This window comes from Janthinobacterium sp. SUN073, from assembly GCF_030397665.1.
Taxonomy (GTDB): domain Bacteria; phylum Pseudomonadota; class Gammaproteobacteria; order Burkholderiales; family Burkholderiaceae_D; genus Janthinobacterium.
On the sequence record NZ_JAPUBT010000006.1, the window covers coordinates 184,252 to 207,500 of the forward strand.

At 62.5% G+C, this 23,249-nt stretch carries 28 protein-coding genes; 11 read left to right on the forward strand and 17 right to left on the reverse strand.

Annotation, left to right across the window (positions count from 1 at the left end; genetic code table 11):
- The first annotated feature begins 60 nt into the window (after positions 1–60).
- Positions 61–429 carry a hypothetical protein gene (locus O0882_RS17870; protein WP_289950138.1) on the forward strand — a complete coding sequence of 123 codons (369 nt, stop codon included), beginning with the start codon at positions 61–63 and terminating at the stop codon, positions 427–429.
- 55 nt (positions 430–484) lie between these two features.
- On the opposite strand, the gene O0882_RS17875 is transcribed toward O0882_RS17870, so the two are convergent.
- Entirely contained in the window at positions 485–991 is a 507-nt protein-coding gene (locus O0882_RS17875; RefSeq protein WP_289950140.1) for a type II toxin-antitoxin system YhaV family toxin, read from the reverse strand.
- Entirely contained in the window at positions 988–1,317 is a 330-nt protein-coding gene (locus tag O0882_RS17880) for a type II toxin-antitoxin system PrlF family antitoxin (RefSeq protein WP_289950142.1), read from the reverse strand. The genes O0882_RS17875 and O0882_RS17880 overlap by 4 nt, the downstream gene beginning before the upstream one ends.
- Before the next feature lie 180 nt (positions 1,318–1,497).
- On the opposite strand from O0882_RS17880, the gene O0882_RS17885 reads away from it, so the two are divergent.
- Positions 1,498–2,649: a HAMP domain-containing sensor histidine kinase gene (locus O0882_RS17885; protein WP_289950143.1), complete on the forward strand. Its 1,152-nt coding sequence runs from the start codon at positions 1,498–1,500 to the stop codon at positions 2,647–2,649.
- Positions 2,650–2,682: 33 nt separating this feature from the next.
- Here the strand turns inward: O0882_RS17885 and O0882_RS17890 are convergent, their stop codons facing one another.
- From O0882_RS17890 to O0882_RS17910, 5 genes are all read right to left on the reverse strand, one after another.
- Entirely contained in the window at positions 2,683–2,925 is a 243-nt protein-coding gene (locus O0882_RS17890) for a hypothetical protein (protein ID WP_289950145.1), read from the reverse strand.
- 129 nt (positions 2,926–3,054) lie between these two features.
- Positions 3,055–4,500, reverse strand: a complete 1,446-nt coding sequence (locus O0882_RS17895; protein WP_289950147.1) for an ATPase domain-containing protein — start codon at positions 4,498–4,500, stop codon at positions 3,055–3,057.
- On the reverse strand, positions 4,497–4,913 hold the full coding sequence (locus tag O0882_RS17900; protein WP_289950148.1) for a hypothetical protein: 417 nt from the start codon (positions 4,911–4,913) through the stop codon (positions 4,497–4,499). Before O0882_RS17900 ends, O0882_RS17895 begins: the two co-directional genes overlap by 4 nt.
- A gap of 72 nt (positions 4,914–4,985) precedes the next feature.
- Positions 4,986–6,356 carry a hybrid sensor histidine kinase/response regulator gene (locus tag O0882_RS17905; RefSeq protein ID WP_289950150.1) on the reverse strand — a complete coding sequence of 457 codons (1,371 nt, stop codon included), beginning with the start codon at positions 6,354–6,356 and terminating at the stop codon, positions 4,986–4,988.
- Positions 6,357–6,519: 163 nt separating this feature from the next.
- Positions 6,520–6,756, reverse strand: coding sequence for a hypothetical protein (locus O0882_RS17910; protein WP_289950153.1), 237 nt, complete (start codon positions 6,754–6,756; stop codon positions 6,520–6,522).
- A 184-nt stretch (positions 6,757–6,940) separates the two neighbouring features.
- Here O0882_RS17910 and O0882_RS17915 point away from each other — a divergent pair, with 184 nt between their 5' ends.
- The 3 genes from O0882_RS17915 to O0882_RS17925 all read left to right on the forward strand — a co-directional run bounded on the left by O0882_RS17915 (position 6,941) and on the right by O0882_RS17925 (position 9,057).
- Complete coding sequence (locus O0882_RS17915; RefSeq protein ID WP_289950154.1) at positions 6,941–7,744, forward strand: hypothetical protein; 804 nt, start codon at positions 6,941–6,943, stop codon at positions 7,742–7,744.
- Positions 7,745–7,749: 5 nt separating this feature from the next.
- Positions 7,750–7,992 (forward strand): hypothetical protein, encoded by a 243-nt coding sequence (locus tag O0882_RS17920; RefSeq protein ID WP_289950155.1) that lies wholly within the window; start codon positions 7,750–7,752, stop codon positions 7,990–7,992.
- Positions 7,993–8,055: 63 nt separating this feature from the next.
- Positions 8,056–9,057, forward strand: a complete 1,002-nt coding sequence (locus O0882_RS17925; protein WP_289950157.1) for an SMP-30/gluconolactonase/LRE family protein — start codon at positions 8,056–8,058, stop codon at positions 9,055–9,057.
- Here O0882_RS17925 and O0882_RS17930 read toward each other — a convergent pair.
- Complete coding sequence (locus tag O0882_RS17930) at positions 9,044–10,111, reverse strand: SDR family oxidoreductase (RefSeq protein ID WP_289950159.1); 1,068 nt, start codon at positions 10,109–10,111, stop codon at positions 9,044–9,046. The two genes, O0882_RS17925 and O0882_RS17930, sit on opposite strands and share 14 nt — an antisense overlap.
- Before the next feature lie 97 nt (positions 10,112–10,208).
- On the opposite strand from O0882_RS17930, the gene O0882_RS17935 reads away from it, so the two are divergent.
- From O0882_RS17935 to O0882_RS17945, 3 genes are all read left to right on the forward strand, one after another.
- A complete protein-coding gene (locus O0882_RS17935) occupies positions 10,209–11,123 on the forward strand; it encodes a LysR family transcriptional regulator (RefSeq protein WP_289950160.1) in 915 nt (304 codons plus the stop codon).
- 69 nt (positions 11,124–11,192) lie between these two features.
- Positions 11,193–12,227 (forward strand): MerR family transcriptional regulator, encoded by a 1,035-nt coding sequence (locus O0882_RS17940; RefSeq protein WP_289950162.1) that lies wholly within the window; start codon positions 11,193–11,195, stop codon positions 12,225–12,227.
- 67 nt (positions 12,228–12,294) lie between these two features.
- Entirely contained in the window at positions 12,295–13,374 is a 1,080-nt protein-coding gene (locus O0882_RS17945; protein ID WP_289950163.1) for a hypothetical protein, read from the forward strand.
- Here the strand turns inward: O0882_RS17945 and O0882_RS17950 are convergent.
- Complete coding sequence (locus O0882_RS17950) at positions 13,349–14,566, reverse strand: D-amino acid dehydrogenase (protein ID WP_289950164.1); 1,218 nt, start codon at positions 14,564–14,566, stop codon at positions 13,349–13,351. The genes O0882_RS17945 and O0882_RS17950 overlap by 26 nt on opposite strands.
- Positions 14,563–15,015, reverse strand: coding sequence for a helix-turn-helix domain-containing protein (locus O0882_RS17955; RefSeq protein WP_289950165.1), 453 nt, complete (start codon positions 15,013–15,015; stop codon positions 14,563–14,565). Before O0882_RS17955 ends, O0882_RS17950 begins: the two co-directional genes overlap by 4 nt.
- A 91-nt stretch (positions 15,016–15,106) precedes the next feature.
- On the opposite strand from O0882_RS17955, the gene O0882_RS17960 reads away from it, so the two are divergent.
- Positions 15,107–16,294 (forward strand): MFS transporter, encoded by a 1,188-nt coding sequence (locus tag O0882_RS17960; protein ID WP_289950168.1) that lies wholly within the window; start codon positions 15,107–15,109, stop codon positions 16,292–16,294.
- A gap of 3 nt (positions 16,295–16,297) precedes the next feature.
- Here O0882_RS17960 and O0882_RS17965 read toward each other — a convergent pair whose 3' ends face one another.
- From O0882_RS17965 to O0882_RS17980, 4 genes are all read right to left on the reverse strand, one after another.
- Complete coding sequence (locus O0882_RS17965; protein WP_034759676.1) at positions 16,298–16,993, reverse strand: Crp/Fnr family transcriptional regulator; 696 nt, start codon at positions 16,991–16,993, stop codon at positions 16,298–16,300.
- A 155-nt stretch (positions 16,994–17,148) separates the two neighbouring features.
- Complete coding sequence (locus tag O0882_RS17970; RefSeq protein WP_071079025.1) at positions 17,149–17,796, reverse strand: response regulator; 648 nt, start codon at positions 17,794–17,796, stop codon at positions 17,149–17,151.
- A 38-nt stretch (positions 17,797–17,834) separates the two neighbouring features.
- On the reverse strand, positions 17,835–19,067 hold the full coding sequence (locus tag O0882_RS17975) for a GAF domain-containing protein (RefSeq protein ID WP_289950172.1): 1,233 nt from the start codon (positions 19,065–19,067) through the stop codon (positions 17,835–17,837).
- A 64-nt stretch (positions 19,068–19,131) separates the two neighbouring features.
- A complete protein-coding gene (locus O0882_RS17980; protein ID WP_289950173.1) occupies positions 19,132–19,713 on the reverse strand; it encodes a DJ-1/PfpI family protein in 582 nt (193 codons plus the stop codon).
- Positions 19,714–19,884: 171 nt separating this feature from the next.
- On the opposite strand from O0882_RS17980, the gene O0882_RS17985 reads away from it, so the two are divergent.
- The gene (locus O0882_RS17985) at positions 19,885–20,238 is read left to right on the forward strand and encodes a hypothetical protein (RefSeq protein WP_289950174.1); all 354 of its coding nucleotides are present in this window, start codon (positions 19,885–19,887) and stop codon (positions 20,236–20,238) included.
- Between the two features lie 66 nt (positions 20,239–20,304).
- Positions 20,305–20,604 carry an antibiotic biosynthesis monooxygenase family protein gene (locus O0882_RS17990; protein WP_096234226.1) on the forward strand — a complete coding sequence of 100 codons (300 nt, stop codon included), beginning with the start codon at positions 20,305–20,307 and terminating at the stop codon, positions 20,602–20,604.
- 25 nt (positions 20,605–20,629) lie between these two features.
- Here the strand turns inward: O0882_RS17990 and pncB are convergent, their stop codons facing one another.
- The 3 genes from pncB to O0882_RS18005 all read right to left on the reverse strand — a co-directional run bounded on the left by pncB (position 20,630) and on the right by O0882_RS18005 (position 23,131).
- Positions 20,630–21,820, reverse strand: a complete 1,191-nt coding sequence (gene pncB, locus O0882_RS17995) for a nicotinate phosphoribosyltransferase (RefSeq protein WP_289950175.1) — start codon at positions 21,818–21,820, stop codon at positions 20,630–20,632.
- Between the two features lie 77 nt (positions 21,821–21,897).
- A complete protein-coding gene (locus tag O0882_RS18000) occupies positions 21,898–22,761 on the reverse strand; it encodes a cysteine hydrolase (RefSeq protein WP_289950176.1) in 864 nt (287 codons plus the stop codon).
- Positions 22,762–22,876: 115 nt separating this feature from the next.
- On the reverse strand, positions 22,877–23,131 hold the full coding sequence (locus tag O0882_RS18005) for a hypothetical protein (protein ID WP_289950177.1): 255 nt from the start codon (positions 23,129–23,131) through the stop codon (positions 22,877–22,879).
- Between the last annotated feature and the right edge of the window lie 118 nt (positions 23,132–23,249).

Below are 23,249 nucleotides of genomic sequence, written 5' to 3' on the forward strand. Positions count from 1 at the left end.
GGTTTTTCATCCTGCCGCAGGTTCCGGACCATCACTTTCATCTGGAACTGAGAGCTTGACATGAAAAAGCAGTGGGCTCTGGCGTGGGGCGCCTTCACCCTGTTTTCACTGGCTTATGCGGCTAGCGACAGCGACTGGGGCGAATACAAACCGTTCAAGGGTTCTTATCTGATGTATTCAAATACCTTGGGCGAGCAACAGCCGCCCACATCGCATGAACGCAAGATTTCTTTCATGGTCACGGGGAGCGTGGCCAAGGACATGTTTGACTCCATGGCTCCGGATTCGAAAGAGCGCTGCAGTTTGGAGAAAGGTTATCGGCAGCGCGACAAGGAAAAAGTTTCCTGTGTTCGGGATCATGACGGCTATAGGTGCTACTTCGGCTTTAACTTGCGCAGCGGCAAAAGCATAGCTGAATCGATTTGCTAGCTAGCGGGCAGCCTGGAGTGACCTGGGCCTTAGCCCAGCCTGCAACAATCGCTACCTACTCCTCAATCCCTGCAAGCAAGCTCCGCAGACGGGCGTTCTCCGCCCTGGCCTCCGCAAGCAATATATCCCAATCATCGGGCGGGTGCCCGCCCTCCAGCATCTTGCGGAACACCCGGCAAGCGTCATCGCTGCTCTCATAGGCACGCTTGCTGTCGTCGTCATTAACCCATGCAAACACGAGTACCTTGGCAGCTGCGTGATAGCGGAAGAATAATCTGTATTGCTGGAAAAACTTGGCCCGGAACCAGTGTTTATGCGCATTACCGAGAGTACCGCCTTGCCGATACTCGGGGCGCGTGGGATCTTGTGGAATGACATCGAACGCCAACTTGGCGATAGCGGCCAGCCGCTTGCTGGCGTTCTTCTTCACGTAGCCGACCGGATCCTTCTGCTTGAGCGACTCGACCTGCAGAACCAGCGCCTCAATCTGCGCAAGGAATAGAGGATGGACAAATACTGTCCATCCATGAATGACCAGCGGCGCCGTCTTGTCCGTGCTCATTCATCGTCCGCCGGCAAGGCAACATCGAGCTCGACTTCGACATCACCTACCAGCGATCGCAGGCGCTGGACGAAGGCAGCATCCACAGCCATCAGACGTTCCGGATGGCTGACGAGGTCGCGTGCCAGGAAGCCCAGGAACTGCCCCAGCACCGGGTCGTTGCCTGCAGAAGCGTCGGCGCGCGTCATGACCACTTCGCCATTCGGGCGAACGGCGTAGTGGATCTTGTCCCGCTTGCCCAACCGCAAGGCGCGACGCACGGTTTCCGGCACAGTGGTCTGGTAGCGGTCGGTCAGCGTGGATTCGATGTCGTGGTTAGCGGACATGATGCTCTCCGGTTAAAAGGGATGCCCACATGGTAATGCGGATGCATTACCATGTCAATGCCCTTACCTGCTCTTGAATTGCTGGGTCATACGTAGATGACACCCAAAGCAGACCCCAATCCCCCTCCCTCACCGCAACAGCGTACACTGGCTCCTCTTCCATCACCGCATTGGTCTACCGTGAAACTATCGCGCTTTATTACCGGCCATCTGGAGCCGATCCTGGAAGAGTGGGAACTCTTCGCCAGGTCGCTTCCCATTCCTGGCAACGCCATCTCGAAAGCCGAATTACGCGATCATGCGAAGCAGATGCTGCAAACCATCGTGCGCGACATGGATGTGATCGAGAACGCGACGCAGCGGAAAAAGAAATCGATCACGGGCGTGTCGGAAATAGCGGGCAAGGAAACGGCAGCGGCCACGCATGGCTCGCTGCGCCAGCAGATTGGATTTACGCTGCCGCAATTGACGGCCGAATTTCGCGCGATGCGGGCCAGCGTGCTGCGCCTGTGGATGGCACAGGTGTCGGTGACGACGAAAACGGCGACGCAAGATATCTTGCGCTTCAATGAAGCGATCGACCAGGCGCTGCAGGAATCGACCATACGCTACTCGCAGCAGAGCGACCGCACCCGCAACACCTTTCTCGCCATCCTCAGCCACGATCTGCGCAGTCCGCTGAGCACGATGACGATGGCCGGTGCGTTGCTGAGCAGGCCGAGTGCAAGCTCGTCTTCCACGGTGCAGATCGGGGCACGGGTTGCCCGCAGCGCGGCCACCATGACAACCATGGTCAACGATCTGCTGGAATTTGCCAGGACGCAACTAGGGGGACGCATGCCCATTTCGCCCAGCCTGGGCGACCTGGGGGAAATCTGCAAGACAGCCGTCGAGGATGCCTCGGCCGCTCATCCGCAGTGCAAGTTTGAACTGAGCACCACGGGCGAGATGATCGGCGACTTCGATGCGGCCCGCCTGGCCCAGCTGTTTTCCAATTTGCTCAACAATGCTGCGCAATATCGCAGCGACGACCAGCCGGTGAGCATCACGGCCTGCGGCGACGCCGATACAGTCGTGGTGCAAGTGAAGAATTTCGGCCGCCAGATCCCGGAGGCTTCGCTGAAGAGCATTTTCGATCCCCTGGTACAGCTGGCCATTTCCGACGATCACAAAGCGCCCAACGCCACCAGTATCGGCCTGGGCCTGTTTATCGCGCGTGAAATCGCCAGCGCGCACGGCGGCACCATCGGCGCCGAGTCGAGCCTGGAATCGGGCACGGTATTTACCGTGTGCCTGCCCAGGGTGTGGCGCAACGAGGGAGCGAACGGCTAACCGCCCGCCCTCGCCTGCCGGGGCGGGTTCGCCCTACCTGCGGCTGAGTGGCACATACTCGCCCGGCAAGCTGGCCGCTTCCAGCGCATCGGCAAAGGCCAGCAGGAACTTCGCCGGGCCATGTTCCGACACCAGCAGGGAGGCGCCCTTGTGGCGCAGCAGTTTCAGCACTTCCTGCTGGTGCGCCTGGTATTCGCTGGAGTGACCATAAAACGTTTGATACATCTCCAGCGTTTCCATGGCTTTCGCGGCCAGGATGAATTCGGCTTTGTCCATCATATCTCCTCTTGATCAGCTGGGAAACCCAGAAGACGCATCATCCGTCCCCTTGGGTACAGCCATCACCGTCGGCATGGCCGCACTTGCATCATACGCCTCAACTCAGCCGTCACCAACCGCATGCGTCTAGGCCCGGTACGGCTCGCCCGACAGGATGCCCTGGTACTGGCTGAGGGCGGCGCCGACCTTCAGCCCGCCGGCGTCGATATCGTAGAAGCGGATATCCTTGCTGTGGCCGCTGCCGCGCACCTTCACCACCGATACCACGCGCTTGAACTGGCCTTCGAGCTCGATGTAGCGCTGCATGACGATGGCGTCGGCCAGGAAGGCGTTGCCGTAGGAGCTGAAGCGCAACATGGTGTACTGGTCTTCCAGCTCGGCCGTCATCAGCACCGACACGCCCATGTCCGTCAAGGCCGCCACCAGGCGGTACAGCGATTCGCGGAAATCCTCGCGGAACATCGAGGCCAGCGCCATTTCAAAACCGGACAGCGAGTCGATCACCACGCGCTTGGCCTTCATGCGCGTGATCATGCTCACCAGGTCATGCAGGATTTCATCCAGCGACAGGTCGAGCGTGCGCGTGTTGATGACGCCGATCTGGCCGGAACTGACGAGCGCATTCAGTTGATGGCTGAGCAGCTGGTTCGGGCTTTTCTCGAAGGCGGCGATCACGCCCGGCTCGCCGCAACGCACGCCTTCCGTCAGGAATTGCGTGGCCAGCACGGTCTTGCCGGAACCGGACGGCCCCACCAGCAGCAGCGAATAGCCGGCCGGCAAGCCGCCGCCCATCATGGCGTCGAGCTCCGGCACGCCCAGCGACAGGCGTTCATTGCCGGAAATGCTGACCTCTTGCATGCCGCTGGCCTTCAGCACGGCGCGGGAAAAGATTTCCACGCCATTGTCATTGATGCGGAAGGTGTGCACGCCCAGGCTTTGCGCCTGGCCGCGCATCTTGACCACCTGGATCTTGCGCACCATGGCATCGCGGTGCACGAGCTGCGACAGCCACAGGATGCCGTCGGCCACCGTGAACACGGCGCTCGATTCGGCCTCGGGCGCCAGGTACTCGCCGATCAGGAAGGTCGTGGCCAGCCAGCTGGTCATTTGCGCGCCCAGCTGCTGCACGAAATTCTGCAGGCCGGCCGCGCCCGTGTCCATGGCCTTGGCCGACTGCACTACCGAGCGGAAGGAATCGACGAAGACCAGGCTGGGCGAGAACGCTGCCACTTCTTCGGCGATGCGCGCCAGCACGCGGTCGAAATCGCCTTCCAGCAAGTCGGCCGACAGATTGACGAACTTGATCGACTGGTTGATCTTGTCCACATCGAAGAAGGGAAACTGCTGCTGATAGCGCAGCATCTTCAGCGGTGGCTCGCCCAGGACCGTGAAAAACAGCGCCTTGCGCTCGGGCGTGGCGAGGGAAAACATGATCTGGTGCGCCAGCGTCGTCTTGCCGCTGCCGGGCGTGCCCGCCACCAGGTTGAAGGAAAACTCAGGTATTCCGCCGCCCAGCAGTTCGTCCAACCCCGGCACGCCAGTAGCCAGGCGGTGGATGGTGACTTTGTTCATTCGTTCGGCTCCGTTCCAGCATTATTCACAACGTCATCACCCCAGGCTTTGAGGAGGATGCTATTCGTTAAGAGTTCGCCAATTAATAAAATAAGGGTGTTGATGAAGTGCATCATCATCGCCGTGCTTGCCGCGCAGGCGGCGCTGTCCGCCTGCGCTTGCAAGCTGGCGCGCAAGGCGGTCATGGCAGCTTCCAGTGCTTGCGGCGGATGGGGCGTCAACCAGCTGAACTGTTTCTGACTCTGATGCAGGCTGCGGGCATACATCGACTCCACGCCCCGCTCACCAATGATCTGATTCAATTCAGTGGCCAGTTGCTCCCACAGGCGAATACTGACGTCTACCACCGCACCTGGTTCGCGTAACAGCGCGTGTTCTATCCTGCGCTGCCGCTGTTCATGGACTGTGGCCATAATCGGATCTTTTCTCTGCGGTTTTCGGTGCATGGACCATGTTAAACAAAAGCATCAGGATTTCCTCGCCCATCAGCGCGGAACCGTTGCCGTGATTATTTTCGACAAAGCGTCGATATTGATGGGCTTTACCAGGTAGTGGTCAAACCCTGCCTCGCCAGCGCGGTCGAACTGACCAAGCTGGCTGTAGCCTGACGCGGCGACAAAGCACGGCAGCGGTGCCGGCAAGGCCGCGCGTGCCGAACTGATGACCTGGAAGCCATCCATGCCCGGCAAGCCGATATCGCACACGATCACATCGTAGGGCGCGTTGAGCGCGGCGCGCAAGCCGCTGGGGCCGTCATTGCGCACGTCCACATGGTGGCCGTCCTGCGTCAGCAGCAGCGCCAGCATTTCCGCCGCATCGACATTATCCTCGATCAGTAATATGCGGCGCGGCAATGCGCACGCCGCAGGTACCGCCTGCAAGTCCTGCAGCGGCGGCGCCAGCGACGACAGGGGCAACTGCAAGACAAACTGGCTGCCAAAGCCGACCCCGGCGCTGAAGACATCCACGGTGCCGCCATGCAGCTGGGTAATAATGCGCACCAGCGACAGGCCGATGCCCAAGCCACCCTGCGCCCGTTCCAGCGAACGGAAGCCCTGGGTAAACAAGTCGAAGATGAAGGGCTGGATATCGAGGGCGATGCCGGCGCCATCGTCGCTGACGGCAATTTCCACCAAATCATCGTGGCGCCTGACGACGATGTCGATATGGCCAAACTCGTGCGTAAATTTGCTGGCATTGATGAGCAAGTTGGCAAACACTTGCGTCAGGCGCACCAGGTCCCCTTCGATCACCAGGGCTTCCTTCGGCATGCTCACGCTCAGCACTTGCTGGCGTTGGCTGATGCTGGCCTGGCCAACTTCCACGGCACTGGCAATAATCTCGCTCAGCAGGATGGGCGCCAGCTGCAAGGTGATCTTCCCGCTGCTGACGCGCGAAGCGTCGAGCAAATCGTCGATCAGGCGCGCCATATGCGCCACCTGGCGGCCGATCACGCCATGCACATCCACCAGTTGGGGATCAAGGTCGACCTTCTTGGCCAGCAAATCATTGGCCATCGCCAGCGGCTGCAAGGGATTGCGTAACTCATGCGCAAGCATGGCCAGAAATTCCGTCTGGCGCACGGTTGTCGCTTCGGCGGACGCCTGCATATCCTGCGCGCCAAACGTCGCCAGCACGAGATTTTGATTGGCTTCGCGCAACTGCATGATCAACAGGCCAAAGGCGTCGGATTTATCCTTTTCCTGCAACTGCATCTTGGCCATGATCAACAGTTGATTGATCGTCTCGCGCAGCAGTTTGACTTCGCGGTTATGCAATGCCTGCAGATTTTGCTCGGAGGGCAACTGCTGGGCGGGTGCATCCTCAGGATCCGGCGGGAGTGCTGGGTGGTGCATGGTGACGGTGTGCGGCCTGTGGGGGCCGGCCTCAAGGACAACTCTTCGTTCCGCGGCGTTCACTCAGACCTCGCCGCGCACGCCAGCTCTATTGCTGCATACGGTGTATTACTTTCTAGCTGAGCACGATACTCTATTTTCCTCATGAAATGAAAGCATTCGGTTACTTATCGTCAACAGTGCGCAGGGGTAGCACGTAATTGGCGAGCTGCCAGCCCATGGCCAGGGCCGATTGCTCCGCCTCGTGCTGCGTGCTGCGATTTTCCAGATTGGCTTGCCGCACATCTTCAAAGCCGTACTTGCTCAGCACCAACTGTCCCTGCCAGCACCCCTCGGGCAATTCGCAGGCATAGGCCGAGATCACGAAACCATTGTGGGTGGTGGGGTTCGCATAAGACATGAGGCCTCCGTGGGATTGCCAGCGACGTAGTGAACAAGCACCACGGTCATCATTGCAGTATAGCCAGACTTAGTGTAACCGCAATACGCTTCGAAGTAAGCACAATGCGGCGTAAATTCCAATTAAATCAACTACATACGCATCAGGCCGCCTGACGAAATAGTCACGCGCGCGCGTTGGCAACATGTTGCATTCCGTGCAAAAATGCGCCTGTCGCAACCCTCCCCCTGCATTGCCAATGGACCAATACCATTTCCTCGTCGGCGAACTCAAGAACAATAGCCCCTTCAATCCCGCCGCGGCCAGCGCGCAGCTGTTCGCCTGGTTCGCGCAGATCGGCGAACCCGTCGAGCGCTACGGCAACAAGCGCGGCAAGATCGTCAAGTTCTCACAGCGCAATTACGAGAAGATGCTGTTTGCGCCCGATACCGACGGCATCGGACTGCTTTCGCCGCGTATCGTGCCGCCCGACGAAGCTTACGAGGCCGTCAACTGCGACGCGCAGGCGATGTATTTATCGGGCTCGGAGCTGGTTCTGTCCATATGCGCCCGCAAGCTTGCGCTGGCGCCGTTGTTCGACGGTGCGCGGGCCATACCCGGCCTGTTTGAGCATTGCGAATATGTGTACTGCTACGCTGAAACGCAGGGCTATGGCACCGGCTACGCACTCGGCTACCGGCAGCTCGATGAGGCCCATCCGATGACCTTTGGCATTCCTTGCCCTGCAAACAACTGGTCCGCCATCAAGCGGCGCGGGCTGCAAGATGCGCACCTGCGCGATGTATATCCCATCAATGGTTTCACGCAAACAAAACTGGACGCGCTGCCGCCCGAGCGCCAGCAAGCGCTGCGCGGTGCGATGCAAGCCCATGGCCGCTGTGAAGAACATGCCGGCTGGATCTTCTGGTACCTGCAGCCCGGGGAACAGGAAGCGGCCCGCGCCGCACTGAACGCACACGCCATGCTGGGCGCCTACATCAACAATTGACACCCATGACCCCACACTTATCGCTGCACTGCTATCTGCAAGACGAGGCCGCCGAACGTCCGCTGCCCTGCTCCGACGTGACCATCCACGCCGACCCGGCCACCCTGCGCGCCATCGCCCATTTTCTGCTCGCCAGCGCCGACACGTTTGAGCAGGCGCAAGAGCCCGCCGGCATGCACGCCCACCTGCAAGACGAATGGGACGGCTGGCAAGACGACTTCCCCGACCTGGTCGTGGTGGCGGCCTAGCCAGGCGCCTGCGTCACCGCGCGTCGGGTAACATACGCCACCCTTGCCACACAGAGAACCTTGATGCCTCATTCCCGATTCGCCCTGCCGGCGCTGCGCGCCGCCGTGCTGGCCGCCGCGCTGGCCAACCTGTCCGCCTGCGCCAGCCCGCCCGCGCACGAGACGCTGTTCCTTGCCACCACCCTGACGCCCGCGCACTCCTTCACCAAGGGCATCGAAGGCCCGGCCGTGGATGCGGACGGCAATATCTACGCCGTCAACTTTGCGCGCCAGCAAACCATCGGCAAGGTCAGCCCCGGCGGCAGTGGCGAGGTGTACCTGACCCTGCCCGGCACCAGCATCGCCAACGGCATCCGCTTCGGCAGCCGTGGCCAGATGTATCTGGCCGACTATATGGAACACACGATTTACCTGGTCGATCCGGCCACGCGCGCGCTCACCATCCACGCGCGCGAACCGCGCATGACGCAGCCGAACGACATCGCCATCACGGCCGACGACGTGCTGTACGCGAGCGACCCGAACTGGAAGGAAAACACGGGCCGCGTGTGGCGCATCGCGCAAGACGGCACGGTGACCCTGGCGCTCGACACCATGGGCACGGCCAACGGCATCGAAGTGAGCCCGGACGGCAAGATTTTGTACGTGAATGAAAGCGTGCAGCGCAATATCTGGATGTACGACATCGCGGCGGACGGCAGCCTGAGCGGCAAACGATTGCTGATCAGGTTCGACGATTTCGGCATGGACGGCATGCGCGTGGACGTCGACGGCAACCTGTACGTGACGCGCTACGGCAAGGGCAGCGTGGTCAAACTCTCGCCGCAGGGGCGCATCCTGCGCGAGATCAGCGTGCCCGGCGCCAAGCCCAGCAACATCACCTTCGGCGGCCCCGACGGCCGCACGGCGTATGTGACGGAAGTGGTGCAGGGGCGCCTGCTGCAATTTCGCGTCGACCGCCCGGGCCTGGAATGGCAGCGGGCGCAGCGGCACAAGAGCAATGCGGCGGCAGCGGCAACGCCGCCCGCGCCGCCCGCCGCGACTGGCAACGTCAGCGCGGAATGACGCGCTCCGCCTTCAAGCGCTCGAACAGGGCAATGAAGGCATCCTGCGTATCCTGGTAATCGAGGAAACCCGCCTTGCGGCTCTTGCCCATGTCCGTCATGACTTCCATCGGCCGTCCCAGGTCGGCATCCGTATGCCACCAGGAAGCCAGGAGGGCTATGTCCGCTTCCGCCAGATCATGCTGCCGCGCAATGGCGCGCCACTGCGCGGGCGCGTCCTGCATGCGCTCAGCCAGCGGCGCCATCGTTTCCGGCAAGTCCGCCGCTGCCACGCCAAAATACGCGGCCAGGCGCGGCCACAACCACTTCCAGCGGAACACGTCGCCATTGACGATATTAAAATCTTCGTTGCGCGCGCAAGGGCTGTCCGCCGCCCACGCCAGGTGGCGCGCGATCTGGCCCGCGTCCGTCATGTCGGACAAACCGTGCCACTGCGCGGGCGAACCGGGAAAGACGAAGGGCGCGCCGCTGGCCTTGCACAAATTCGCGTACACGGCCAGCGTCAAACCCATGTTCATGGCATTGCCCAGCGCGTAGCCGATGATGGTGTGCGGGCGGTGCACGCTCCACGTAAAGCCGTACCGGGCGGCGGCCGCGAACAGCCGGTCTTCCTGCGCATAGTAGAAATTCTCGACCGCTTGCCGGCCCTGCTCTTCGCGGAACGGCGTGACTGGTACGGCGCCCTGGCCATACGCATCGAACGGTCCCAGGTAATGCTTGAGTCCCGTCACCAGCGCCGCGTGGCGCAGGTGGCCGTTCGGCCCCAGCGCGGCCAGCACATTGGCCACCATGGCGCCGTTGACGCGGATGTTTTCCTGCTCGTTTTCCTGGCGCGCCCAGGCCGTGAAGAAGACGTGGCTGGCATCGAGGCCCGCAAGCGCGGCGGCGACGGCCGCGCCATCCGTCGCATCGAGCTGCAGGGCCGTGCAACCGGCGGGCACGGGCGTGCGTCCCCGCGAGACGCCCGTGACCTGCCAGCCTTGCGCCAGCAGATGCGTGGCCAGCTTGCTGCCGATGACGCCGCTGGCGCCGATGATGAGGGCGTGTTTTTGCATGTTAGAAAGCCTCCGAAAGAAAAATCCATCATATCCGCGACTGAAATTCTTATCCGCGATACTATTTCACCTTATTCATGAATAAAATTCGCGGATCATGTTTTCATCGGAACATCTGAAGGGCCTCACGCCCTTCCTCGCCACGGCCGACGCGGGCAGTTTTACGAAGGCGGCCGAACGCCTGCACCTGAGCAGCTCCGCCGTCAGCAAGAGCGTGGCGCGGCTGGAAGAACGGCTGGGCGTGCTGCTGTTCGAGCGCAGCACGCGCCGCTTGAAACTGAGCGACGCGGGCCGCGCCTACTACGCCACCTGCAAGCGCGTGCTGCAGGAACTGATGGATGCGGAAGACGTGCTGGGCGAACACGCGACGGCACTGGCGGGCAAGGTGCGCATCGGCGTGCCCGCCGCGTATGGCCGGCTGCGCGTGATGCCGGCCCTGCTGGATCTATGCGCGCAGTATCCGCGCCTGCAGCCGTCGATCGCCTTCAGCGACCGCTTCGTCGACCTGTTCGAGGAGCGCATCGATATCGCCGTGCGCATCGGCGCGCCCTCGCACTGGCCGGCCGCGTTGGGACAGATGCACCTGGGCGACGAGCAGCTGATCCTGTGCGCGGCGCCCGCCTACCTGGCGCGGCGCGGCACGCCAGCATCCATCACGGATCTGGAGCAGCATGACTGCATCGCCTACGGGCGCGGCGACGGTTCGCCCATGCCGTGGCTGTTCCCGCACGATGAACATGGCGGGCAGGTGGAATACCGCCTGGCGTCGCCGCGCATGACGGTGGGCGACGCGGAAGCGCGCACGGCCGCCGTGCTGGCGGGCCTGGGCGTGGCGCAGCTGGCCACCTGGCTGGTGCAGGAGCACCTGGCGACGGGCGCCATCGTGGCAGTGCTGCCGCAACTGGCCACGCCAGGCTTGCCCCTGTACCTGGCCTGGCCGCTGGCGCGCCAGCTGACGCCGAAAACGGGCACCCTGTTGCAGGAATTGCGGCAGCGGCTGACAATCAGCTGAAAATATCGCTTGACCATGACGTGACGTCATGGTCGATGCTGTCCGTACGCACCAAGGAAGGAGCAAGCAATGCTGTTGAAAATCGGTGAACTGGCCAGACTCACTGGCTTGACTATCCGCACCCTGCACCACTACGACAGCATCGGCCTGCTCTCGCCTTCGGCGCGCACACCCGCTGGCTACCGCCTGTACCAGCACGGCGACATGGACCGGCTGCACCGGATCATGGCGCTGCGCAAGTTCGGGCTGTCGCTGGCCGAAATCGCCAACGCACTCGCCGGCCCGGATCTGCCGCTCTCCTCCATCGTGGCGCGGCAGATCGCCATGCTGGAGCGCCAGATCGCGCAGGCTTCCACCCTGCGTGTACGCCTGCGCACCCTGCAGGCGCAACTGGCGCAAGGGCTTGCCCCGGAACTGAGCGAGTGGCTCACCACAATGGAGTTGATGACCATGTACGACAAATATTTTAGTCACGAAGAACTGCAACAGATGCCGCTGCTGTCCAATGCAGCCGTGGAACAGGAATGGAAGGCGCTGGTAACGAAAGTGCGCGCCGTCAAAGACGCGGGTGCCGGCCCCGACGATGCGCGGGCGCAGGCGCTGGCCACGCAATGGATGGTCAAGCTGGTGCGCGACACGGGCGCCCACCCTGGCCTGTTCGCGCGCCTGAACGACATGCACGCGCAGGAACCATCGATGCAGGCGACGACCAGCATCGATGCGGAACTGATGCAGTTCGTCATCGCCGCCTTCAATGCCTCGCGCATGGCGCTGTACCGGCCTTTCCTCGATGAGCAGGAATACGCGTATCTACTCGCCAACTACGGCAAGCGTTCGGGCGAGTGGCCGGCCCTGATCGCCGCCGTGCGCGCCGCCATCGATGCGCACACGCCGCCCACCGACCCGTCCGTGCTGCAGCTGGCGCGGCAGTGGCTGGAACTGTTCCGCGCGTATGCGGGCACGAACCCGGCCACGCAGCTGAAATTTCGCCAGGCGCACCAGCAGGAACCGCGTCTGATGGAAGGCAGCTTCGTCGACGCCGCCATGCTGCACTACCTGGGTGCGGCGATGGCCGTGGTGGCGCAGGAGCGCCCCGGCGCATAGCTTGACGTGTGGCATTTCGTGGGCGGGGCCATGTAGAATCGGCCTTCGCCCACGAGAGGATTAACCGATGCGCCGCTTTCTGCTAGCCTGCCTGACCCTGCCCGCCTTCCATATCGCCATGGCGGCCGAGCCGCCCGTGCAAGGCGTGTGGCAGGGCACGCTGGGCAAGGCGAATATCGTGGCTTGCTTCAACCAGCCCAGCCCCACGCAAGGATCTGACCGCAGCGGCAATTATTACTACACGCGCTACAAGACAGCCATCATGCTGTCCATGCCGAACGGCAAGAGCGACTGGAGCGAATCCGATGCCAAGGGCGATACCACGGGCACGTGGAAACTCAACGCGCCGCAGGGCGGCAAGCTCATCGGCACCTGGACGGAGCCAAAAAGCGGCAAGACCCTGCCCCTGGCCCTGACCCTGCTGGAAGCGGCGGGCGACCGCGAGCACCCATCGTGTGCCAGCGACGCCTACAACCTGGCACTGGAAGACTTCCCCAGCACCAAGGTCAGTAAACCCGTTACCGTTGAAGGCAAGCAATACCGCAAGCTGCAAGTGGGCGACACCATCACGGTGGAATTGATGGCGCCCGGCGATGGCGTGGCGAAAATCAATGCGCAGCTGCGCGCCGTGCTGGCAAAAAGTAAAAAGGACCTGGCCGACTTCTATGCCACGCGCCGCGAATACCTGGGCCGCAACGGTTTCACGACGGAAGACGAAGTGTATGCGGAGCCGACCTACTGGTCGCCGCGCTGGGTGACGATCAAGTTTTACCGCTGGCCGGCCGGCTATGGCGCCAGCGGCATCTCCATCCGGTTCCGCACCTGGGACGTGAAAACGGGCCAGGAAACGGACGTGTGGAACTGGTTCGGCGCCAGCGCCAGCGATGGCGACGACAAGGCCGAATTGCCGGACCGCCTGCGCCAGGCCCTCTTCAAGAATGTGACAATCGACGCCGAGTGCAAGGGCACGGATTACGACGGCCGTGGCCGCTTCCACCTGTCATTGAAACGGGAGGGCGTGTCGTTCTGGGAAGATTCGAACGGCAGCGGCTGCGAAAACGATTTTTTACTGCCCTACAGCAAGGTCGGCCCCTTCCTCACCGTCAAGGGCCGCGCCGCGCTCAGCGACTTGTTGCCGAAGAACTAAGCACCACCTCTGCGACCATCTCCGCCGTGGCCGCCGCCAGGGTCCAGCCCAGGTGGCCGTGGCCCGTGTTGTAGTACACGCCAGGGGCCTTGCCCGGCCCTACTTTCGGCAGCATGGCGGGCAGCATGGGGCGCAAGCCCGCCCACGGGATCACCTTGCGCGTATTGATGCCGGGAAAGCACTGCTCCACCCACTGCAATAGCGGGCGGATGCGGTCGGCGCGGATGTCATAGTTGACGCCATTGAATTCCGCCGTTCCCGCCACGCGCAGCCGGTCTTCGCCCAGGCGGCTGCTGACCAGCTTGGTCGCATCGTCGAGCAGGCTGACCTGGGGCGCGGCCGCCCGGCTGGCTGCATCATCGAGCTGCACGGTGATCGAATAACCTTTCACGGGATACACATTCACATGGTCGCCCAGCATTGCCGCCATGGCGCGGCTGGCCGTGCCCGCGCAGATGACGACGGCGTCGAACAGCACGCTGTCCTCGCCCATCGTCACGCGCACCTTGCCGTGCTCGCGCGCCAGCGCGGTGACCTGTGCACCAAAGCGGCACGCCACGCCCAGGCGCACGCAGGCGTCGGCCAGGCCACTGGTGAATTTATGGATATCGCCCGTGGAATCGCTGTCCGTGTAGTAGCCGCCGTAAAAGTCACCGGTGAGGGCCGGCTCGATGGCGCGCATTTCCAGCAAGCTCACGGCGCGCCGCTGCAAGCCGCCCTTGGCCAGCAGGCGCGACACGCCGGCCGCCCGCTCGAAGCCGCGCTGGTCCCGATACACGTGCAGAATGCCGGCGCGGCGATGATCGAATGCGATGTTTTCCGCTTGCGCCCACGCAAACAAGTGTTCGCGCGCGGCGATCGCCATGCGCGCCGTGGCGATGGTGTTGCGCTCGTAGTCCGGCATGGCGGCGAGAAACTCCGCAAACCAGCTCAGCTTGTGCCAGCCGGGAGTCGGATTGAGCAGCAGCGGCGCATCGCGCCGCGCCATCCATTTCAGTGCGTTCCATAGCGTCGCCTTGTGGTTCCACACTTCCGCGTGCGAGGCCGACAATTGCCCGCCATTCGCATACGACGTTTCCATGGCCGCGTAGCGGTGGCGCTCGATCAGGGTGACATTAACGCCCCGTTTCGCCAGCGCATACGCCGTGGTGACGCCCGTGATGCCGGCGCCCAGCACAGCCACGCGCGTCATGGTGGCGACACCTTGTGCACGACGGTATCACCGGCCTGCAAGACGCGGCCATCCTCGGCCAGCACGTCCATCCTGCGCACGGGCAAGCCCGAACCGCGCTGCAGCAGGGTGGAGTGCGCCGCGCCTGGTTCAAACAATTGCGCCTCGCTCCACTGGCGCAAGCCGACGACGACGGGAAACAGACCCAGCCCCTTGGCCGTCAGCACATATTCCTGGTAAGCCGTGCCGTCCGAGGCGGGCGCAATGGTAAAAATTCCCTCTTCCACCAGCGTGTGCAGGCGGTCGGCCAGGATGTTCTTCGCCACGCCCAGGCTTTTCTGGAACTCGCCGAACCTGCGCATGCCATCGAAGGCGTCGCGCACGATCAGCAGCGACCAGCGCTCGCCGATCGCGTCGAGCGCGCGCGCCACGGGACAGGGGTCGGTTTTCAGGCTCTTGCGCTTGGCCATCGGCATGCTCCAGGATTGAGTGGTTGCATTTTAAAACTAATCACCGTAGACTCCAACTGGTTTTAATTTGAAACCACTTGCAGGCCAGCCCATGCGCGACACGACACTACCCATCACAGCGGCACTTCCTTCCCCTCTCGTCTGGCTGTTTGCCACGGCGGCCGGCCTCAGCGTGGCCAATGTGTATTACGCCCAGCCCTTGCTCGCCACCCTGGCGCACGAATTCGGCATGACGGACGCCGCCAGCGGCATGGTCATCACGGCCACGCAGCTCGGCTGCGCGCTGGCCCTGCTGCTGCTGGTGCCCCTGGGCGACATGCTGAACCGGCGCCGGTTGACCCTGTTCCAGCTGGGCTTGCTTGCCATCACCCTGGCGGCACTGGGCTGCACCCGTTCCACGGCCGCCTTGCTGGGTGGCATGCTGCTGGTGGGCTTGCTGGGCACGGCCATGACGCAGGGCTTGATCGCCTACGCGGCCAGCGCGGCGGCCAGCCATGAGCGGGGCCGCGTCGTCGGCATGGCGCAGGGCGGCGTGGTGATCGGCTTGCTGCTGGCGCGCACCCTGTCCGGCGTGGTGGCCGATCTGGCCGACTGGCGCGCCGTGTATTTCGTCTCGGCGGCCATCGCCTGCGCCCTGCTGTTGCTGCTGTGGCGCAAGTTGCCGCCGGCGCAGGCGGCAAGTCAACGGCTGGCCTACGGCGCGCTTATTGCCTCGATGCTGGACATGCTGCTGCACAACAAGGTGCTGCGCGTGCGCGGCATGCTGGCGCTGCTGATGTTTGCCGTCTTCAATATTTTCTGGAGCGCCCTGGTGCTGCCACTGACTGAGCAAGGCTATACGCACGCGGCCATCGGCGCGTTTGGCCTGGTCGGCGTGATCGGTGCGCTGGGCGCGGCGCGTGCGGGAGCATTGGCCGACAAGGGCCGCGCGCAGTGGACGACGGGCGCGGCCCTGTTGCTACTGCTGGCCGCGTGGCTGCCGCTCGGTTTTGCCGGCACGGCCCTGTGGCCCCTGATCGTCGGCATCATCGCGCTGGACCTGGCGGGCCAGGCCATCCACGTAACGAACCAGAGCCTGATTTTCAAGCAGGACAGCGACGCGCACAGCCGCCTGGTGGCGTGCTACATGCTGTTTTATGCGGTGGGAAGCGGACTCGGTGCGATTGCCGCCACCAGCGCGTATGCGCTGGCGGGCTGGCATGCGGTATGCGCGCTGGGCGCGGCGGTCAGCTTGCTCGCCCTGCTGTTCTGGCGGCTGACCTTGCCTATCGAAAAATAGGACTTAATTGAGCATGGCCGTGGCGGAGCCGTGGCGATACGTTTTCAAGGCATCGGGCTGGATCTGGATCAGCGAACCGCTGACTTTAATCAAATGCAAGTCCGTCAACTGGTGCAGCACGCGCGACAGGGTGGCGGGCGCCAGGTTCAGGAACGATGCCAGCAGACTTTTCTTCAAGTCCAGCTTGACCTCGTTCGAACGCTGCTGGTCCGATGCCTGCAACAGGTACTCGACCACGCGCTGGGTGGCGTTTTGCACGGAGCAGCGTTCCACGTTGCGGATAAAACCCATCAGGTGGTGCGACAGGCTGTTCATCATCTGGCGTGCGATACGCGGCGACTGGTCCAGCAGGCGCAGCAGCGCGTGCGGCGGGATGCGCAGCAGCAGGCAATGCTCGAGCGCTTCGGCGCAGAACGGATACGGTTCATCGAGGAAAATCATGGCTTCGCCGAAGCTCTGGCCCGGACGGATCAACTCCAGTACCTTGTCGGTACCTTCCATGGAAAACACGCTCAGCTTGACGAGGCCGAAGACCACCACATAGGCGCCTTCCGCCACTTCGCCCTTGCGGAACAGCACTTTGCCTTTTTCCACTTCGACGCGCACGACATCCTGGCGCAATTGCTCTAATTGCGAAGGGGAAATATGGCGGAACAGAGCCTGGCTCGATAGCAAGCCATCGACGTTGACCTTATGCATGACACTCTCTTATTAGATTAGCGAATGACTAAGAGTGTAATGCGCAGGCATCGTCAAGGCCATACGTCAAAGGAACTAGGGTTGTCTAGGCCGGAACGCCATACAGATCAAACAATCGCGCATTTTTTGCCATTTATTTGCGCATTGTTTGATCTTTATTTACCCAGTTCGCGCTCCACCGCGTAAACGGCGATCTGCACGCGGCTGCTGAGCTTAAGCTTTTTGAGGATGTTTTGCACGTGGATTTTCACCGTGCTTTCGGCCACGTCCAGCTGGCGCGCGATTTCCTTGTTGCTCAGCCCTTGCGCCAGGCAAGCCATGGCTTCGCGTTCGCGCGGCGTCAGTTTGTCGTAGTCGGCCTGGGGCGCGTTCTGCCCCGCGCGGAACTGCGACACCAGCTTGGCCGTCATGGCGTCGGCAATCACGGATTCACCTGCGGCGGCGCGGCAGATGGCCTGGCCCAGCTGCTCGGCTTCTATATTTTTCAGCAAGTAGCCGCGTGCGCCAGCGCGCAGGGCCGCACCGAGGTCGGCCGCGTTTTCCGACACGGTCAGCATCAGCACGACCATCTGCGGCATGTCCTGCAAGATCAGCTGCAGCGCCTCGACGCCCGTTACGCCGGGCATGTTCAAGTCCATCAGCACCACGTCGGGCAGCAGCTCGGCCGTCAGGCGCACGCCGTCGAGTCCGTTCGATGCCTCGCCCACCACCTGGAATAGAGGATTGCGCTGCAGCAGCAGCTTGACGCCGCTGCGCAGCAAGGTGTGGTCGTCGACCAGCAGGATTTTGATTGGAGCGTTCACGTATTTGTATCTTTTACCTGGTAAGAATGAATCTTCTGTTACGCGGCCTGGCGCCGGGCTGCCGGCAAGGCCAGCGAGATCGTCGTGCCACCGCCGGGCGTGCTGTCGATGGCAAATTGCGCACCGAGCCGCTCGGCTCTTTCCTGCATGATACGCAAGCCGATCTGCAATTCCGTTTTCTTGTCGCGCAGGTTGGCGGCGAAGCCTTCGCCATCGTCGCGTACCTGCAGCGCAAAATCGCGCCCGTTGACCACGCGCAGGGCCACGTTGCTGGCCTGCGCGTGCTTGCGGATATTCGACAGCGCTTCCTGCACGATGAACAGGATCTGCAACTGCTGCTCCGGCGCTAGCGGCGCGCCATTGCCGCTCATGTCCAGGGTGCCGACGACGCCCGTCTGCAGCTCGAACTTGGCCAGCACTTCGGACAGTTTGCTTTCCAGGTCGCTGCCATGCCAGCGCGTGCGGAAATTGACCAGCAATTCGCGCACGTCCTGGTAGCTTTGTTCGACGCCCATGCGCATCAGCGGCAGCACTTCGGCCGCTTCGTCGAGCTGGCCCCGGCGCACGGAATCGTCGAGCATCTGGACTTGCAGGCTGATGAAGTTCAGGCTTTGCGCGATGCTGTCATGCAAGCCTTCGGCCAGCAGGCTGCGTTCGCGCGCCACGGCAAATTCCTTTTCGCGCGCGATCAGGCGCTGGTTTTCGATGGCGATGCCCAGACTCTGGCCCAGCGTTTCCAGCCAGCCCTGCTGCTGCGCATGCACGGCTTGCGGGCCCGCGAAGTGCAGCGAAAAACTGCCCACCACCTGGTCGCGCGCGAGGATGGGAAAGACGGCGATGGCGATAAAACCTTCGTCCTGGCAGCGGAAGCGCTGCAGCGCATCGACCTGGCGGAAATCGCGGATCTGGATCACGCCCTGCGCCACGGCAGCGCCGCACAGGCAATCGTTGTTGCGGATGCAGTGTTCCTCTTCCACCATGGCGTCCGAAATGCCCTCATGCACGATGATGTGCACGGTATCGTGCTGCGGATCGAGGATGCGCACGGTGCCGCCTTCGGCCTGCGCGAACTGCATCACGTGGTGCAGAAAGCCACGGCATAGCGCATCGATGGCGTGCTGTCCCGCCAGCAAGGTGGAAATCTCATGCAGGGTGGCCAGCTGGCGTTCCTGCGCGGCGCTCAAGCCCGATGCGGCTTGCGCCAGGCGGCGCTGGCGCCAGCGCGACGCTGGAAGTTGTTTGCGGGAAGGTTGACTGCGCGGCGCATGCATGAAGAACTCGAATCTGAAAAGTGGGGCGCCCGGCAAGCGCTGCGGCCTGCCGGGCAGGTAAAGGTTACAAACGGATCTCGGTGCCGAGCAGCTTGACGAACTGCGCCAGCCAGGCCGGATGCGCGGGCCAGGCGGGGGCCGTGACGAACTGGCCATCGGTGACGGCGTCCGTGACGGCGATGTCGGCATACGTGCCGCCCGCCAGTTTGACTTCCGGCGCGCAGGCGGGATAGGCGGAAATGCGCTTGCCACGGATGACATCGGCGGCGGCCAGCAATTGCGCGCCGTGGCACACGGCCGCGACAGGCTTGCCCGCATCGGCAAAATGGCGCACGGCGGCGATGACTTTCTCGTTCAGGCGCAGGTATTCGGGCGCGCGGCCGCCGGCGATCATCACCGCGTCATAGTCGGCCGGATCGATCTCGTCGAAGCTGGCGTTCAGGGTGAACAAATGGCCCGGCTTTTCCGTGTAGGTCTGGTCGCCCTCGAAATCGTGGATGGCCGTCTTGATCGTCTCGCCGCTTTTCTTGCCGGGACAAACGGCGTGCACGGTATGCCCGAGCATCAGCAGGGCCTGGAATGGCACCATCGTTTCATAATCTTCTGCAAAATCGCCGGTCAAAAACAGAATTTTCTTCGCTGCCATTTAGTTCTCCTATGAAAGATTGATCCCGCAAGGCGTATCTTAGCGCGACTTGGCAGCCATACTGGATATTTATCAAACTTTTGCCACTGAATGCAGGCATTTAGAGGCTGAGCCAGAATTATTTCAAGGCTCGCAGGTCAAATCCAAGAGACCCTCTTTGAAAGCCTGGCCATGAGCACCTCCACCAGCCCCCTTGCCAACCCTCTTGTCGCTGCGGCCCTGATCCGTATCTTCGACCATTTCAGCGATGCGCAGCAGGCCCGCAGCGCCCTGCTCGACGATGGCTTCGCCGCGCACGCCGTGCAGCTCGACACGGTCGACGACGAAGCCGTGCCCGTACAGGGCAAGGCCGCGTGGCGCGGCATGTTCCGCCTCGTCGTCGCCATCGGCACGCCACAGGAACGCGAACGGGCGCACGCCATCGTGCAGGCCTGCAACGGCTGCGATATCGAACAGCGCACGGCCAGCCACGCGGCAAGCCGACATGCAGGCACAGGTGCAGGCAAACACGCGCTGGCGGGCTGACACCCTCCCCCGCGCAGCCAAACTATGGCAAGATCGAGCTTCCTTCATTCCACAGTGGAACTTGCCATGATTTATGAAATTGCCCACATCCAGATCAAATCGGCCACGCATGACGCCTTCGAAGCGGCCGTCGCCAAAGCCGTGCCCCTGTTCCAGCGCGCGCGCGGCTGCGAATCGATGCGCCTGGAGCGCTCGATCGAAAATGGCGATGCCTACCGCCTGGTGGTCGGCTGGAGCACCCTGGAAGACCACACCGTGCATTTCCGCGGCAGCGACGACTTCCAGGCATGGCGCGGCCTGGTGGGCGAATTCTTCGCCGCCCCGCCCCAGGTCGAGCACATGAACACGGTGGTCACGGGGTTTTAAGCAGGCAGCGCTTGCCCCGCTGCCATTACGCCGCAGGGTGGTGAAACACCTGGCGCAAATACGCGAGGAAGGTTTCATCCTTGCACAGGGTCTTGCCCGGCGAATCCGACAATTTCGCCACCGACTGGCCATTGCAGCGCACCAGTTTCATGACGATGTTGAGCGGCGTCAAACCCACGTCGTTGGTGAGATTGGTGCCGATGCCAAAGCCCGTCATGATGCGGTCGGCGAAGTGCCGGTACAGGGCGAAGGCCTTGTCCAGGTCCAGGCCGTCGGAAAACACGAGGCGCTTGGTATTGGCATCGATGCGCAGGGCCGCGTAATGGGCCAGCGCCTTTTCGCCCCATTCGACGGGGTCGCCCGAATCGTGGCGCAAGCCGTCGAACAGCTTGGCGAAATACAGGTCGAAATCGGCCAAAAAGGCATCCATGCCCACCACGTCCGTCAGGGCGATGCCCAGGTCGCCCCGGTATTCCTGCACCCAGTCTTCCAGTGCCGCCTTCTGAAAATCGCGCAGGCGTACGCCGAAGGACTGGAACGACTGCATGTATTCATGCGCCATGGTGCCGATCGGCACGATGCCCAGCTTTTTCGCCAGGTACACATTCGACGTACCCTTGAAATATTCCGGCACTTCATGCGCCAGGCGTTGCACCACTTCGTCGTGCCAGGCGCCGGAAAAACGACGGCGCACGCCGAAGTCGGAAAACTCGAACGGATGCTTGCGCCGTGGCAGCTTGCCGAATTCCTTGACGGCCGCCACTTTCAAGCCCAGGCGGTGACGCCCTTCGCGCATGGCCGCGTCGAGGTCGAAGCGGCGGAAATACAGTTCATTGATGATGTACAGCACGAAAATCTCGAAACCCATCACATGCACCTGCGGCCCGGCCGCGTGCACCAGCAGGGTGTCGCCATCGGTGCTGACGTCGATGAACTTGCGCTGGAAGCGGAACACCGTCAAAAAGTCGACGAAATCGCTCTTCATGAAGCGCAGGGTGCGCAAATAGGCCAGCTCGTCGTCGGCAAACGACATCGAGCACAGGTGGTCGAGCTGTTCTTCCAGCTCGCCCTTCAGTTCGGCCAGCGGAAAGGCGGTGGCGTTGCGGCAGACAAATTCGTATTCGGTATGGGTATTCGGATGACCGTGCAGCAATGCTTGCCACATTGTAAATTTATACAGATCGGTTTCCAGCAAACTGCGCACTATCGGGGTCATGTGTGTTTTCTCCAACTTCCTGAAGCCAGAATAGTACGCCACCGCAAGCATTTCAGCAGGGCACGCTCGACAATGGCTCAGGCCAGCGCATTGGCCAACAATTCAGGCAAGACCTCGGCGGACGTGGCCAGCCGCGCGCCGCGCTCGTGCATGGTGGCCAGGAAGTCGCGCTGCTGCGCTTCGAAGCCCGTAACGGGGCTCATGCAGTCCGTCAGCAGCACCAGGCGCGACAGGGCCGGCTTGCCTTGCTGGGCTTGCAGGTAGTCGGCGATGTGTTCCGTGCTGGCTTTCACGCAGTGGCTGCCCGCCTCGCCCGTGACATAAATCTGCTGCGCCGGCAGCAGGGTATCGAGGAAGGCGCGGTTCAGCTGGGTGGCCGCGTCCTGAGGATCGGGCACTTCCGCCATGACGGCCGAGTAATGCTCGGTCCACGGATTCGAACCCTTGCTCAGCTTGGCCACCACTTGCAAGTTGCTCACTTCCCAGGCGTTGTAGGCGGCGCGCACGGCCACGTGGATATTCTGGCCCCAGCTGCCGATCTCGCAATGCACGGGCCACACCATCAATTGATAGCGCCCCGCTTGCTGCAAGGCATCGAGATAGGCCAGCGCGCGCGGCAAGGCGCCGCTGGCGGCGGGCAGGAACAATCGGTCGCGCACCTGCTGCGCGCTGATCTGCGTAAATGGCGCAACGGGGCCGCCATCGCCCGTGCGCCAGAAGGCGGGATGGGCGATGTCGTAGCGGTGGTGGGCGTCGAGGGTCACGCTGATCTGCGTCAGCCCGCCGCCCCCTTCACGGATCAGCTGCGCCACACGCAGCATGTCGGCGTGGGCGCCGGGCACGGCCAGGGCCGGCGCGGCATCCTGCGGCAGCCAGGCGGCGGGCAAGTCGCAAAAATCGTTTTGCGGGTCGATGACGAGCAGGTGCAGCTGGCGTTTCATGGCGGTCCTCGTGCGTGGCGGGTATTGCATGATAATGGCAACATCGCCATCACGCCAATCCGGGAGCCGCCATGAACCTTGCAAATCGCAATAACTTGCGCCTGGACAAGTCAGGTCAGGGGTGGAAGACATAGCGGCGCTGGCGCCGCTCGACCAGCTTGACGGCCACCTCGCCCGCTTCCGCCATGGCGTCCGCTTCCGTCGTAAACTGGTGGTCGGCCGACACCCGGCGCTTGCGCAGCAGATTCACCCGGTGCATGGGGTTGGACGAGGGGGCATAGATGGCGACGTACGCGCCCCATAGTTTGCAGCCCCGCAAGCGCTCTGCCGTGTAATTCACTTCATAAAAATCAACATACTTTATCGGCACGATGTGCGCTCCAAAAATGACATGGCCGGACAGCTTGTCTCTACGGACTGACGCGGTGAGGGTAAAAAACATGCGCTCGCGATTGCTCAGGATACTCAATTCAGCTCTCTTTTTATCA